At 26.1% G+C, this 15,487-nt stretch carries 16 protein-coding genes; 2 read left to right on the top strand and 14 right to left on the bottom strand.

The window, feature by feature from the left end; genetic code table 11:
- Positions 1-27 precede the first annotated feature (27 nt).
- From GQX97_RS05610 to GQX97_RS05675, 14 genes are all read right to left on the bottom strand, one after another.
- The gene (locus tag GQX97_RS05610; protein WP_014936939.1) at positions 28-1,077 is read right to left on the bottom strand and encodes a hypothetical protein; all 1,050 of its coding nucleotides are present in this window, start codon (positions 1,075-1,077) and stop codon (positions 28-30) included.
- Positions 1,078-1,098: 21 nt separating this feature from the next.
- Entirely contained in the window at positions 1,099-1,461 is a 363-nt protein-coding gene (locus GQX97_RS05615) for a phage capsid protein (protein WP_157150980.1), read from the bottom strand.
- Positions 1,462-1,641: 180 nt separating this feature from the next.
- Positions 1,642-2,532, bottom strand: a complete 891-nt coding sequence (locus GQX97_RS05620) for a phage capsid protein (RefSeq protein ID WP_157150981.1) — start codon at positions 2,530-2,532, stop codon at positions 1,642-1,644.
- Positions 2,533-2,698: 166 nt separating this feature from the next.
- Positions 2,699-3,910, bottom strand: coding sequence for a phage capsid protein (locus GQX97_RS05625; RefSeq protein ID WP_157150982.1), 1,212 nt, complete (start codon positions 3,908-3,910; stop codon positions 2,699-2,701).
- A 386-nt stretch (positions 3,911-4,296) separates the two neighbouring features.
- Positions 4,297-4,476, bottom strand: a complete 180-nt coding sequence (locus GQX97_RS05630) for a hypothetical protein (RefSeq protein ID WP_157150983.1) — start codon at positions 4,474-4,476, stop codon at positions 4,297-4,299.
- Between the two features lie 37 nt (positions 4,477-4,513).
- Entirely contained in the window at positions 4,514-4,843 is a 330-nt protein-coding gene (locus tag GQX97_RS05635; RefSeq protein WP_157150984.1) for a hypothetical protein, read from the bottom strand.
- Positions 4,812-5,090: a hypothetical protein gene (locus tag GQX97_RS05640; RefSeq protein WP_157150985.1), complete on the bottom strand. Its 279-nt coding sequence runs from the start codon at positions 5,088-5,090 to the stop codon at positions 4,812-4,814. Before GQX97_RS05640 ends, GQX97_RS05635 begins: the two co-directional genes overlap by 32 nt.
- A gap of 5 nt (positions 5,091-5,095) precedes the next feature.
- Complete coding sequence (locus tag GQX97_RS05645) at positions 5,096-5,560, bottom strand: hypothetical protein (protein WP_157150986.1); 465 nt, start codon at positions 5,558-5,560, stop codon at positions 5,096-5,098.
- Positions 5,561-5,571: 11 nt separating this feature from the next.
- Positions 5,572-6,150, bottom strand: a complete 579-nt coding sequence (locus GQX97_RS05650; protein ID WP_157150987.1) for a glycoside hydrolase family 19 protein — start codon at positions 6,148-6,150, stop codon at positions 5,572-5,574.
- Between the two features lie 10 nt (positions 6,151-6,160).
- Positions 6,161-6,760 (bottom strand): phage tail protein, encoded by a 600-nt coding sequence (locus GQX97_RS05655; RefSeq protein WP_157150988.1) that lies wholly within the window; start codon positions 6,758-6,760, stop codon positions 6,161-6,163.
- A 1-nt stretch (position 6,761) separates the two neighbouring features.
- A complete protein-coding gene (locus GQX97_RS05660; RefSeq protein WP_157150989.1) occupies positions 6,762-9,128 on the bottom strand; it encodes a phage tail protein in 2,367 nt (788 codons plus the stop codon).
- Positions 9,129-9,705: 577 nt separating this feature from the next.
- Positions 9,706-10,584: a phage tail protein gene (locus GQX97_RS05665; RefSeq protein WP_157150990.1), complete on the bottom strand. Its 879-nt coding sequence runs from the start codon at positions 10,582-10,584 to the stop codon at positions 9,706-9,708.
- Positions 10,585-10,767: 183 nt separating this feature from the next.
- Positions 10,768-12,369, bottom strand: coding sequence for a hypothetical protein (locus GQX97_RS05670; RefSeq protein ID WP_157150991.1), 1,602 nt, complete (start codon positions 12,367-12,369; stop codon positions 10,768-10,770).
- On the bottom strand, positions 12,366-13,166 hold the full coding sequence (locus GQX97_RS05675; protein ID WP_157150992.1) for a hypothetical protein: 801 nt from the start codon (positions 13,164-13,166) through the stop codon (positions 12,366-12,368). Before GQX97_RS05675 ends, GQX97_RS05670 begins: the two co-directional genes overlap by 4 nt.
- A gap of 544 nt (positions 13,167-13,710) precedes the next feature.
- Here GQX97_RS05675 and GQX97_RS05680 point away from each other — a divergent pair.
- Both GQX97_RS05680 and GQX97_RS05685 read left to right on the top strand, forming a co-directional pair.
- Positions 13,711-14,451: a histidine kinase gene (locus GQX97_RS05680; RefSeq protein WP_157150993.1), complete on the top strand. Its 741-nt coding sequence runs from the start codon at positions 13,711-13,713 to the stop codon at positions 14,449-14,451.
- Positions 14,452-14,455: 4 nt separating this feature from the next.
- The gene (locus GQX97_RS05685) at positions 14,456-15,418 is read left to right on the top strand and encodes a helix-turn-helix transcriptional regulator (RefSeq protein WP_157150994.1); all 963 of its coding nucleotides are present in this window, start codon (positions 14,456-14,458) and stop codon (positions 15,416-15,418) included.
- The last annotated feature ends 69 nt before the right edge of the window (positions 15,419-15,487 follow it).

The raw sequence follows: 15,487 nt of genomic DNA on the forward strand, positions 1-15,487 counted from the left end.
AATAATAATAAAAAAACTTAAATATGATTAAGCATCTGCTAATTTCAAATCTATCTTACAGAAGCCATAAGGGTTAGAAGCTACTGTGCATCTCTTTGTTCTGCTTCTCCACAAATTGTTACCCAATATATCAACTTCTCTTATATCATGATTCAAATATACAACCTCTTTTATAGAAGCCATATCCAAAATATTAGAAGAAGTTGTAAACATATAAATAGAAGAACCTGTCCATATATCTGTAAGGTTTTCTAATTGATACTTCTGCTCAACTTCATGATCATCAGCAACTCTAAAAGCAGTACCCACAACTGTTATACCGCTTGTTACAGCATTAAATATATCTGGCTTAAATGCTTTATATTTGCCATCATTAGAATTGCCTATCATAGATACATAATTAGAAAATAATCTAAATAATCCCTGAAGCTTCACATAAACATCTATAGGTATCACTATATAAAGTTTCTGCCCATTGTTTTGCACTTCCATTTGGTCATTAAACAAATTGCCGCCTACAGCATAATTTAAATATTTTGCCAAATCTATAAAAGAACTAAAGAAATTATCAATATCAGTTTCTGTCCAAGAGCTTATAGCCTTAGCAGTTAAATCTACTGTATTAGAACTTCCATACAAAGAAGCATCTGTAACTTTTGCAGCTAAATTTCTCTCTCTCAAAAGTCCAAGCCTAGATACTAACTTTTGTGCTATATAATTTAATATCTCTTCTCCCGCTTTTTTCTCATCTTTAGAATAAAGTTCATTAATCTCTTCTATTCTGTTTATGTCTATGCCAATATAATATTCTTCAGGCTCCATCTTAAAAACTCTTGACTCATGTCTTGGATAATCATTAAATATATTAAGCCCACCCAAAGAAGTTCCGCCGTACATATTTTTGAGATTAAAAGCAGTATTGTCTAAATCCCCTCCTATAGCACCTTGAGAAACTCCTACAAAAATCTCTGGTATATATTTACTTACAAAGTTTGTCTGCCCCATATATTTTGGAAGCTCTTGATTAATTATAGGAAAAAGTTTATTTTGTATACTTTGAAAATTTGGTACGCTCATTATTACTCCTTATATAAATTATTAAATAGTTTTTAAAAGCACTTCTATATGAGAATTGGCATTACCTCCGCGTATAACTATACCAACCCCATTGCCATCTAATGACTTTTTAAATCCATCAACTGAAGGCACAACTATATCGCCTGCAGCTAAACTCTCTGCCGCAACGCAATTAACATTTCCGCTGTAGCACACAGATATGCAATTAGACTTAAGTCCGAAATCCACATAACTATATGCATCTTCTAAGGCAACCCCAACAAAGGTAAACCCTTCCTCATATAAGGCATAAACTCCCTTTCCATCTTTATCTTTGATGGATACAGGAAAGCCTTTCTTTGGTAATTTATCTTCATCATTACCTATGCCAGATTTTATTATCATAGCGACTCCTAATATTATTTTATTTGTTTATATACACATAAATAACTATATTGTGTAATGTAAATTCTTTTATTCAACTTTTTACCGCCTTCGCTGTGCGGACTTCGTCAAAGTTGCAAAAAGTGCAAATGTACTCTCTTCTGTCATAAAAAGAAATGGTGGCGTGGTAGCTAGACCATTTTATTTAAACATCCTTGAAATCTCTTCATACCTGTTTTTGCCCATAGCTGATAAACTAACTCTCTCATAACCTCCTACTCCAATAGGAACTAAATCATTTCTCACTATAGACATTATTTCTTCTTTGCTTAAACCAGCCTTAAAAAGTTTTTTAGCCTTCACATAAGTATCACTCTCAGACTTTGAAGAGCATCTTACTGCATTCTGACTTTCTGCATATTCATTGCACCAATCACCATATGTGATAGCAGATAAATTAGATTTTGATAAGCTATTTTCATCAATCTTAAACTTCTCTAAAAGTAAATCTATTATCATGTTTTGAAATACTTCATCATTTCTAAATATATTCAAAAACTCTTCTTTTGCTTTTTCTTTTGTTGCATCATCATTAAGCTTATTTAAAATGTTTTTTATGTTATTTATATACTCTTCATTAACTTCAATAACCCCGCTCGCACATAATAAATCAACACTCTTACTTGCAGGATATTCAACAGCAGCAATAGCCTTAATCTCACAATTCTCCCAATAAATAAACTCATCATCCTCTTTAACTTTTTTTCCAACCATTTCTATAGAAGGATAAAATGATTTTTTCTCAGTGATACTTTCATCAAACCATTCTATAGTGGCATATATTCCAATAGCTTCATTATCTTTTTCTAATTTTAACACCTTACCAATAGCAGCTCTCTCTTCTTCTTCTTTATGCCCCATATAAACAAACACTTCAACATTCTTCTTTTCAAATGAAGATATAATCTCCTCTACATTCTTCTCAGTAATCTTATTAGTTTTAGTTTCTGAGAAAGTGTTTTTGGAAACAGCTATATATTGTTTAAAACTATCCCCAAGAATTTTATATTTTTTTACTTTGTTTTCTTCCATATGGAATTCTCCTTTTTTTTATAGTTTTATAATTTTGTAGTTTTGATAATTGTTATAGTTTTTATAATTTTGATTCAGATTTTTTTAATAAAGAAAATAAAAAAGAGATTAAGCAAAAACCTAATCTCTTTAATATATTTATAAAAACATGGAGGTTTATAAATTATCAATCTTTATTTACTGAATGTTTAATCCTGAAATAATCACATTCTCCTAATAACCTTAAACTTTTAAAATTCAAATCAAAATATCTCTTCATAAAAGTGTCATTTATATTATTAATTATGCCTTCAACAATATCGCTTGCCATAAGTAATGCATTTGCCTGAGTGAGGTCTGCTAAATTTTTTGTTGCTCCCTTATTCAAACCTAATGCTTTAATGTCCACTCCCTTATTTTTAAAAAGTGTTGAAAGCATGCTATCTCTAAAGCTATACCATTCATTAGCATCTATACTCTCGATCTTTTCTATCTTTCCGTATTTTGAAATAAATATTCCGCCGCCATTATTAACAAAATTTCTTATCTCCCTCTCAACCTCTTTTCTCTTGCTGTCATTAAGCTCGCAATTTGACACAAAATTAAAACTATGCTCGCCTATATTTTTTAAGTTCCTATTAAAGCTATTGTCCATAGATTCAAGCACCTGCCAAAGCGAATAAGCACTATACAAAAAAGGCTTACCTATTACATCGCCTGTAACATCTCCATAAGTAGAATAACCTGCTATTGCTAAATCAAAATTTATATTTGTAATAGTAGAATTATTTTTATTTATTATGCTAATAGATTCAATCTCATCAATATCTTCTTTTGAAAAATTGAAACTGTTTATAGAAGAAACATCATAAAACTTAAAACCTCTTAAACCGTCAAGCTTACCCTTAAATCCATAATTCTTTGCAGATAAAACTTCTAACTTCGGAGTAAAAAAACAAAAACCATAAACCAAAGAATTATAAGCAGCATTAACTATTAAACTCTTAAGCCCGCCTGCTCTTTTAAATTGTTTGTCTATAAAATTATAAGCATTTCTTACCTTTACACTCTCAAAATATTCATCTGTCTTTTCTAATTCATAATTAAAAGAATTAAAAATACCCCTATAAAATTGAAGTATAGGCTCTAAATAAATAGAGTTCTCCATTCTTTTACAAGTTAAAGCCCACTTGCTTGGAAAAGAAAAATCATCTCCAAAATCTCCTCTATTAGAGTGCAAATCTGGAACCCCATTATAATAATTATTTGTAGATATTTTATTTAGCTCTTCATTTAATTTTTCTATCTCTAAAGTTTTATCTTTTAATTTTGTATCATAGCTCTCTATTATTTTCTCTATTACGGTTTGATTGTTTTGAGTTTCATTATTCTCAAGCATTTTTTTATTCTCCGTTTTTTAATACTTTATAATATATATAAAAAATATAAGTGATTATAAGTAAATATTCACCGCACGCTAAACAAAATAAAAAATATTGATAAAATGAAAGTTATAATTTTTATTATAAACAAAGTATTTCTAACCGTGCGGAAAATGTGTGCTAAATAAACAAAAGCTTTGGCGGAAGTGATTTTTTAATTAGCTTTGATATAATAAATTTTTTAAGTTTGTAAATTTTTTATTGTTCTTTTTCCCGCCTTCGCACCCACAGGCACTTCCTTCGGTCGCTCTGCGGACTTCGTCAAAGAACCAAAAAGTGCAAGTGTTTTTAGATTTATATATTAGAAATATGTGTTAAATAATAAATTTAATCTACCGCCCAATTAGTTTGAATTGCTATAATAAAAATAATTGCTTCCAACTTGTATATTATACCAATTCTGCCAATGAGAAATTTTTATAGTAGCATCTTTATAGTTTTTTAATAAATCTTTTTTTGTTTTAACATCTTTTATAATATATATTGAAGGAGGAGGAGTTAAATCACAAACATTATTGTTCATACTACTACAAGATAAAAAAAATAAATTAATCAATAAACTAATTAAAAGAACTATAAAAATCTTTTTTAATTGTATCAACAATATATTTAGTTTCATTATCCAAAACCTCATTGGTCATTTTATTAATAAGTGTTGTGCTGTTTGAAAAACTTTTTATTACACTAATTTGCTTTTCTTTAAATATTAAATCTTTATATAAAAAAGAATTACTGTTATTGAGAGATTCTATTTCTATTTCTAAGTCATCTATCTTTTTATTTTTACTTTGCAAACTTAAATTTAAAAATAAAATATAAGAGCAAACAATTAATACAAATAAAATTATATAAGTATATTTATTTGTTAGAATCTTTATTATTTCTATCACCTTTAATATTCCTTATTATCAAACTCAAATCCACCCCATACATTACAGAAGAACATCCAAGCATAAATACTATTATTGATATACTTGCTTCTTTGCTAGGTATTGTCTTATTAAAATATACAACATAACAATATATTATTATGCCGATTGTAAAGGTAATAAATTTTGTAATAAGGCTTAATTTCTTACCTATGCCTTTAGAAGAAAATATCTCATCTACTTTTTTATTAAAATTTTTACTATTCATTACTATCACCCTAACTTATTTGCAAAAAAAACTATGCTTCCTATAATTGTGCTAAGTGCAACTATCACTGCCCCAAGCCCTATTATTATATTTTTTATTTTTATTATGCTCTTTGTTGTAATGCTGTCTTGTAATGCAGACTTTATTTCTTTAATGTCTGTTTTAGTTGAAGATATTTCTTCTTCTATAAAACGTCTTGTGTTTTGATGCTCTTTTAATATATATTCTAATTCTCCTAATTTAAACTTTATATTATTAATATCTTTATGTATGTCTTTTAAGTTTTCTTTATTTTCACTCACATCTCTATTAAAACATTCAAGCATATTAATAATTCCGTTTCCATTTGGAGTGCCATTATTATTTATACCTACTATTGTTTCTATTTGAGTTAATCTGTTTTCAAAATTATTTTTTTTATTATAGCTTTTATTATAATTAAATATTTTTTTATCCAAACTATTATTCATAAAATGCCTTTTTATAGATTTTCTATTTTTTTGTATCTTCTAATTCTATCCTCTAATCCATTGTACCCGCCATTAATTTTTTTAGTTGCTTTTCTTATATCATCAGTGCCTAAAAGACCTCTGTTTACCCAATAACAGCAAGCAACATTAACAGCAACATTTCTATCTAAAAGCCAATCAGGATTATTAACCAAATCAATATTAAGAAGCCTTCCATAATTAATATAATTACTTTTTCCTGTAAGCTGTATTATTCCTCTTCCTCTGTATTTGTATCCCTCATCAAAATTATTGCCGAGTCTTCCTCCATATACCCTATTAGCAAGTGCTTCATCTCCTTTAGATAAAATATCTTTTGCCTCTTCAAGAGTACTAAAATATTTTGGAAATACTTTTACTAAAACTTCTGGTTTATATTTAAAACTCTCCTCAAGCCTTTTATAATTATAGCTTTCATGGCTTGTTTGAGCTAAAAACATCTTTACATCTTTTTCTTTTGTGATGTTATATGCAAGTAAATATTTTTTTAACACACTCTCCCAAGAAAAATCTATATTAAGAGCATCTAAATATTTTTTTATATCAATCATATATTGCACCTCATAATATTTTTTTGTACTGAGCTTTTATATTGGCTCTAGTATCTTGCAAAGTATTTAATGTACTAATTTGATTTTCACTTAATAACCCTTGCTCTGCTAGACTATTAAGAACATCATCTAAAAGCTCAGCTCTCACCCCGTCTAAGTTTTGAATGTATTGACTTTGTCTTTGCTGTATAATATATTCGTTATACTGTTCTACTGTTATTAATCCTTGCTCGTATTTCTCTTTTGTAGTCTTTTCTGTAATATACTTTTTACCGTTTTCATTGGTTACTATCTTTTTAGTTTTGTCTAATACTTCAAGCCCTCTTTCAATCATCACAATTAAATCATCATTATTATTTTTATTTAATTCTCTAATTATACCGTCATCTATCATTTCATTGTCTTTAAGAGTTATAATCTTTTCTTGTACTTGCTGTTCTAAACTTTTTACAGAGCCGTCTTTATTATAAGCTCTTATATCTGTTTGGCTTAAATCATTACTATTATGCTCTTTTATAACTTCATTAGGCTGTAACTTAAAATCGTTAATGTTTTGACCTTCAACAAAATAACATTTATAAGTATTTTTATCATATATAACAAATATCATTTTACGCTCCTATAATATCGCCTACTGTTTTTCCATCTATTGTAAGCAGTTTATATATTATTATTAATCTATTTTTCACTCTAAACTCATTAGCAGTAGTATAAGCACGTGATAAATCTATGGCTATACCCCCTTTTGCCGTAGTAGTGCTAGTAACCGCAGAACTCCAGTTATTTGTATTATCAATTCCATATAAAACCCCATACCCATCACTAACAGCTATTAACCCCCTAATAAAAAAACTTCCTGTAGCATTCCTACCAGCATCACCTTGTATACCATTAACCCTGCCTACATTAGCCAAATCACCTTCCGTCCTAAAATACACACTTTCAGTATTGAACATTATTTGCCAAGTAGTAGTAATATTATACATTTTTTTGAACCATACAGAAGGCTCCTCATTAGGATTAAAATTACCTTCAACATCTGGATATTGTACATAATATGGAGGTATCATATATCTTAAAGCTAAACTCTCTCCAAGCTCTTGGATATTAGTAACATTTTTATAAATAGGATTAACTGAGTAGTTTTTATTAGGTGTGAGATTTAAAGTAAATACATCCTCATAATTTATTTGACTTCCGTCTTGATATGCTATAATTAAATCTACAGCATTTATATTTAAAGCATTTTGAGTAAAATAATATTTTACTGCTTTTCCGGTATTTGATGTAATCTCACTTGTATTTATATAAGATGATGATAAATTAAAATAATTTGCTAATGTACTTAAAAAACTATATGATGCAGTAAAAGCCCCTATAGCATCACCAGAACCTTTTATAGCACCAACTAACTTTACAGCTCCATTATTATTTTGAAGATTTAAATAAGATAAAAAATTTGTGCTGCTGTAATTTCCTATTCCTAAAAAATAAGTATCTATATTTTTTAATTGTCTATTTTTTATATTTAATGTAATGTTATATGGTTTACGCTCAAAATCACTTAAATCTGCTTTTGATATAATTAAACTCTTTTGTATAAACTCAAATTGAAGATCATCACTTATACCTTCTATGAATATATCTCCATCATTAACAGTCCATTCATCACCAGATAAAACTTTCCAAAATATATTTATTATATTTAATATTTCAATACTTTCTATACAAGTTTCTATACTCTTTATTACTAATGATATTGCTTTTGTTCCGTAAAAGGATTCAATATTATTTAAACTAGCATTAAATGAATAACTTCCGTCTTCTTGTTTTATAATGGATGCAGGATAATCATTTGTACCATCGGTAAGTAATAAATTAATAGTTTCTGGTATAGTATTTTTAAATTTAGGAAAATCATACTCTCCTGTTTTACAACCTAAATTAGTTTTAGAATTATCATACAAAATATTGTTTGCTAGATTTGACCCTCCTGTTGGAATTTTATTTTCTACATCTATTTTTAGTTTTTCTATGGCAAGCTGAATATTATTTGTATTATTTCCAAAAGAAGTGTTACTGTCATCATAAAATATATTAGATGCTTTTGACAATATTTCTATTTTATTATCTCTTATTAGATTATTCCATATAGGTTTTTCTACATAGTCTAAAACCAAATAAAATAATCCATTATTTACTATTATTTGATTTTTATAAAGTTTTTTAATGCCGTCAAACCAATTTATTATTTCAATCAGAGGTTTAATAAAATTATAAATATCATTTTCTTCGCTATAAATAAAATTTTCGCTTACTACAAAAAAATTATTTTCATACTCTAAAATCTCACCTGCATTATAACTGCTACCAGTTTCTAAACTCTTAAAAGGTGTAATAATAGAACAATTAGACACTAAATAATAATCAGAATCATCGCTTAAAAAATCCTTATTTACTCTATACAAATAACCATTGTGTTTTATAATATCATTTATTTTATAATCAGTTTTACCATAATAGTTTTTTATAGGGTAATCTGTATCAAGGGTATTAATCTTTTTTGCTATATAATCAAACATCCAAGAGCTTAATGTTGTATTATAAGCTGTAATAGAATATTCAAATTGTTTATTTAAATGAGTTACTGACAAAAAAATTATACTCTTAAAATTAACATCATTTTTTATTAGGTATATTTTATTTTCTTCTACCTCTTCCAATTCTCTAATGCAATTAATATCATCTAATAAGAGAGGATACACCCTAACACCATCTAAAATAAACTCCATTTCCTCTAAAGCACCGTTTATGCCGTATCCTATATCAACACAAAATAATTTCTCACCTTTAAAAACTTTTATCTGCTCATTATCCTCACTTAGTTGCAATGAATTATTTATTTTTTCTAATTTAAAACTATTCTCGCTTATCTTATATTGAAAAGGAGCTTGTAAATTATTTTCATTAAGAAACATATAGATTTACTCCAAATATTTTTATTATGATTATTCATTATTCAAAGACTTGTTTCAAAACATATTGAAAAGAATTAAATATAAAAATGCATTTATTCAATGTATCGTACACAAAATGCAAAAACTTTTTTACTGCGGCATAAAAAAATTAAATAAAAAACTTATATAACAAGATATAATTGTTTAGCTATATACTGAAATTTTTAAGTTTGTCAAAATCATATTTTTAATTTTAATTATTTGCGGGGGCTAGCCCCAGAACCCCCACTTCTTTTGGTAACCCAAAGAAGCAAAAAGACTGCATTTTATAAATATTTATAGCTGATAAAATTAAATTATTCGCACTTTTCGCAAAGCGTGCCCGGAAGGGCGAAAACTTTGACGAACTCCGCATAGCGACCGAATGAAGTGTCTGCGTTATTAGTATAAAAGAAGCACAAAAATTGCATTCTTTGCACTTTTTGCAACTTTTTGCGGCGGGAAAAAGTTGAAGAAAAATTTCTTTTAAACAAAATATAGCTGTTTCAGTATATACTAAAAAATATTATTAATAGTTTTGAAATAAGTTTATAAACTTTTATTTGCTGCGTACCAAAAAATATAATGTGGCTTTTATACTATTACTGCCATTGTTTTTTAAAGCCAACACTGGTTTTTTATCTTCCAAAATAGGAAAGCTCATTAAATTTGGAAGCCCACTAAAATTGCCTATTATGTTCTTTTGAAACTCGCCTCCAAAATATTTATAGCTCGCATAACTTCCAAAATAGCCTATCAAAGGAACATTGTCAGAAATATCACTAAAAAGTCCAAATGAAGATAAGCTTATAAGGGCATTGGTATCTCCTTCAACTATTCCGCATACTTGTAAATACTCTAAATCTTCCCTCAAATTTAATGCCCAATTTTGATTGCCTTCTCCTGTTTTTGTTATAACTTCTTTTAATACAAAAGTAGAATTATTCTGAATACTTTCTATTTTGTTGTTTATATTCTCAATATATGAAGGCACTCCAATAGTTCTTTCAAATATATCATTAAGAACGGAACTTGTTATTGATGTTGTTACATATCTTCCGCTTACTATTCTAAATTTTTTACCTGCATAGATTGAGCTTAAAAAATAAGTACCCCTTAAGCCTTCTTTGTTAAACCAAAAAACTTCATTTTCTTTAGGCATATATTTATCATTTCCAATATCTCCTATTACAGGATTTAAATCTGCTATTTTTTTGTTTGTGTTTGGGTCTATTACTTGAAGTATGGAATCATTCAAAAAAGAAAGTGAAGTGGTTAAAAGACCTGTGCTTACTGCAACATAATCAGCATTTTTGAATGGGCTTAAAAGAGGTATATCAAAATCTAAATCATGAACCTCTTGTAATGCATTCTCATCTGTAAATGGATTATAGGTGTTTGCAAGCCCGAAATAATTTAATATAGTTCCTGATGACATAAAATTTCCTTAAGATAAATTTTTTTAATAATAGAATATATATTATTTATATACTTGCACTTTTTGGTTCTTTGACGAAGTCCGCACCGCGAAGGCGGGAAAAAGAACAACAAAAAAAAATTGACAAACTTAAAATTTTTAGTATATTTTGAGATTAAATTTGGTATTTTTATAGTTTATGAATTAGCTCTCAGAATAGGTTAAAAGACTCTCCAACTTCTTCCTTCGCTCTTCTTGATCATATAAATAATTAGTTCGTTTTACATTCATCTTTGATAACTCTGCATCAACTGTTAAATGATTGTTTTCAAACTTATAATTAATGCTCCTCACATTCATCTCTACAGTCTTAGAACCACAGTCAAAAAAACATATAAACTTCTCATAAAGTATATTGCTTCTCTCTGATGTTATTATAATATTTCTCTTGTCATATCCTGAAACATCAAATAAAGCAAAACCATTTTTACAGTACTTTCTTTGTGTATGCTCTCCATCTTCAAGTTGAAGCAATGCACTAACATTACTTTCTTTGTCTTCCAAACCATCAGAAAAAAATATAGCTATCTTTGTAATATTATAAACATGATTGCATACATCTTTATAATATTTGTCTATATCAGAAAGTTTTACGCTGTTTTGCTGTTTATAGTTTGGATATTTTCTTGTCTCTATTTCATTATCAATGTCTATTATATCGCTTGAATAAACTTCATTTAAATGGCTTTCTATAACTGTAAAATCATTGAAATCTATTACTTTATAAAAATTGTTTGTAGGCTTTAATATACACTCTACACATTCATTTATATTAATACCTGTTAAATTATAATTTATGTTTTTTAGCTGAACACTCTCTTTCTTCTCTTGATTTGTTAAAAACTGATAAGCATATTTATAGGCAAGGTCATAATTTTCAAGCTTATAATTAAGTTCAAAAATATCTGTTTTTATGCCTATCTCTTTTTCTAATGGTATGGCAGGATATAGTTTATCTGCACCAACTATTTTTGGAAGAGCTCTATAAACTTCTTTATCCTCTCCATTTTCATCTGTTATGCTGTCTTTCATTTTTATTATGTATCTGCTAACTAAATCTGAAGAGTCCTCTGTATATTCACTCTCTGAAAAATGATTATTATGCCAATTAAGTTTTTTAGTTGGAATATTAGAAAACTCTTTAAAATAAAATGTATTATTGATATCAACTCCCCAAGAGTAACTTTTTGATATATTCTCTTCTACTTCATCGAGTATATCAGAAACATTCTTTCCGCTAAAAGACATTGTTATTTGTTTATCATTATTTAAATCGATGTTTTTCTCATCAAAAATTATACCCATCTCTTCTATTTTTTCTCTAAGAGATAAAACTACATCAAGAACTCCGCTAGTAGATTCTAAAATTAAATCCCCCTGTATGTACTGATGAAGAAGCCTTCCCCATATAGGTATAACTGTAACATTCAAACCAGAATTATCTATGCTTTCAATATAGCCTACAAACTTTTTAGTGCCATTTAAAAAATATTCTACTTTATCATTTATATTTATATTATCTAATGGAATATTAAAACTTATTTTGCCAGAGCTTCCGCCTCTTTTATTTAAATTAAACTCATAGGTTTTATAAAAATTTTCTGTATATATTATCTCTCTTTCAGTATAATATTTATTATTATAGTATGGGATTATTTTTATATAGCTTCCCGTTTCTTCAAATTTTTTGTACTCACTTGGAGGAAGCTTATATATACCGCTTAAAAAATGATAAGGCATAATCATATTAAAACACCCCTTCTGTATCTTATATAGGCATTTGTGCAAGTTTGATTGGTATCTAAATAAAATATATTATCTCCAACATTAAGCTCTGGCCTTATACCTTTATAATCATATACAATCCCATTTACTTTTAAAACTTCTCCGTCAAAATCAACTGTGCATCTAGTGGCATTTATATTATTTATGTTGGCCTCTATACCGAAATTTTGCTTGTTTGCAAATAAGAAATAAAGCTCATTTCCTATTATATTATCAAACTCCAAACTAAATGACACAGCAGTAGGAACTAAACTTAAAGATTTATAATATATATCCTGTTTATTTTCATTTGTGATATTTAATTTATAGGTGTCTTCTTTTTGCCTTAGAAAAGTTTTGTCTAACGATTCAAGAGAAATGTTTATAACGCCTAAATTATTTATATATTTTACAGTGTATCCTCCAACAGAAGTCATTATATGTTCTGCCTCATAAATCTCATTTTCAAACTCTATTCTTATAAAATATCTATTTGAGTTATTTGAAAGAATCATAGTTGTATATTTTGTATATTGAGACTCTATTTTTATCCATTTTCCTAAATTATCTTTATATTCAAAAATAGGTATTGCAAAATCAAGCCTTCTCCCTGATGATATGATTCCTATACCAGATTTTATTGATGTGTATTTATTGCCTTCTATTGTTTTTAAGTCTAGTTTTATATCTGATAATTTTATCTGAGAACTTAAATCTATTAAATCCAAAATTTCTTCATTATGTCCATTTCTAACAATTAACTTAAAATTATATGACATATTCTCTCCAGATATGTTATTTTCTTATATAATCTATGTAAAAAATATAAGTGATTATAAGAATTGTTAATAAACTGTTGATAAGTGCATAACAATTATCAACTTACTAACTAAATTTTAAAATAAATTTTTTATAAATTTTATTTTTGAATTTATGAAATTTAGGAAATTAAATATTTGTTTATAATAAATAACTTATCAACATCTTATAAAATAGTTTTTTTAGTTTCTTCTTATATACAAAACTTATCAACATATTAACGCTATAATAATAACAATAAATTTTTAAAATTTAAAAATATATTATATTAATATATAAAAGCATCTAATGGTTTAAAAATTGAATTCAAATTTAAAAAATTACTTAATGAATTCAATAATTAAATATGTTGATAAGTTGTTTATAATGTTGATAAGTTTAAATAAATATTATAAATTCTTAATTAAAATTTACATTATAAATTTATAATATAAATTTATATTATAAATTCATTTTTTGAATTCAAAATTAGATTTTTTAAAATTTGTATGTTATAATAACAACATGAGAAAAACTCTTTATACTAATAAGAAAATAAAATTACTTATATCTAACATTATATATGATATACAAAACTATAATTTCACAATATCTAAATACGCAGAAAATATTGATAAAACTGAAGAAATAAAAGAAGATAAAGATTCAATTATAAGACAGTCTTTTCTCATAAATACTACTATGAAAGCCTTTAATGATTTTAATGATATAACACTTGGTAATTTATCATTAAATAAAAATATAGAGAATATAAATATATTAATGAGTAATGTAATAGATAATTGCTATAGTTTATTTATTTCAAAAAGAGTAAAAATAAAATTGGGTGAAGAGATAAGCAATAATTTTAATATTTTAATAGATAAAAATAAAATATCCAATTCTATATCCTATGTTTTTATGTTTATTTATAATTTAATAAAATCTAATAGTTTTATAGATGTAGCATATAGTTTTGTTAATTATGAAGATGAGAGATTTTTATTTTTTAGTGGGAATAGTTCTTTATTAAATTTTAGTAAAGATAATGTTCTTATAAGTATTAGTTTTGATTCTAATAATATACCTGAAGATATAAAAAGAAAGCTTTTCAAAACACCATTAATAAGTTATAATGGCAGACATTTTAATAATATATTTTTGTATACATCTTATTATATTATTAATAGGCATTCTGGAAATATTTGGTTTGACAACATAGGAAGTAAAACAAGAATAAATATTATATTTCCTATTAAAAAGTAGGTTTATGAATTATATATTTAATTATTTGCTTTTAATATTTTACTTATTATCATTTATAATAGGTTTTTCAACTATATTTTATTCTATTGTATACTATATAATAGAGAGAGTTCTATGGCTTAAATATTATATAGTATTTTTATTTACATTTGGCATATTAATTTTTATAAGAACTATAAGACTAATAACACTTTTAACGCTCCCTTCTTTTACTTCCAATAACATTTTTAATATGCTTTATTTCTTTATATTAACTTTAGCTATGGCATTGATGCTTTATTTTATACCTGCATTTTTATACAGGTTTTTAAAGATAAAATGGAGTCTAAAAACTAATTTATCTTATTTAATTTTATCTATATTTTATTTTGTATTAAGTATTGTAGGAATACTTACATCATTTAATATATATATTTTATCTAGTATGATATTTTATGTATCTATATTTTATTTATTAATAGTAGGATTTTTGAATTATAAAAATATAGAAGATAAAACTTTTAAGTTTATAGTAAAGGTTTTGGGTATAATAACTATATTAATTTATCCTGTATTGATTTATCAATTAATTATTTATAGAAAAGAGTTTATGAATATAAACTCTATAGATGTAACTTTAATGCTATTTTATACATGGTGGAATTTAGTAATGTTAGGTTATTTTCTATGGTATTTTATAAGCATGATAAAGTCTAATAATAAAAGAATTTCTGATAGTTTATCTAATAATAATGATGAATCAGATAATAATATTAAATTAGAAGAAAAGTTGGAAGAAAATGATTTTAATTTAACTAAGAGAGAAAAACAGATATTGTCTTATTTACTTTCAGGAAAAACTAATAAAGAAATATCTTTAATTTTTGATATATCATTAAATACAGTTAATAATCATGTAGCAAATATATATTATAAATCTGGAGTAAAAAACAGAGTAGAACTTGTAAATAAATTTTCTAAATATTGAATATGAATGATTTACTATAAAAAATAGTAAGCTAATAAAGCTTACTATTTAATAATTTTTTAACTAAAA

Origin of the sequence: Brachyspira sp. SAP_772 (genome assembly GCF_009755885.1) — a bacterium.
GTDB lineage: Bacteria > Spirochaetota > Brachyspiria > Brachyspirales > Brachyspiraceae > Brachyspira.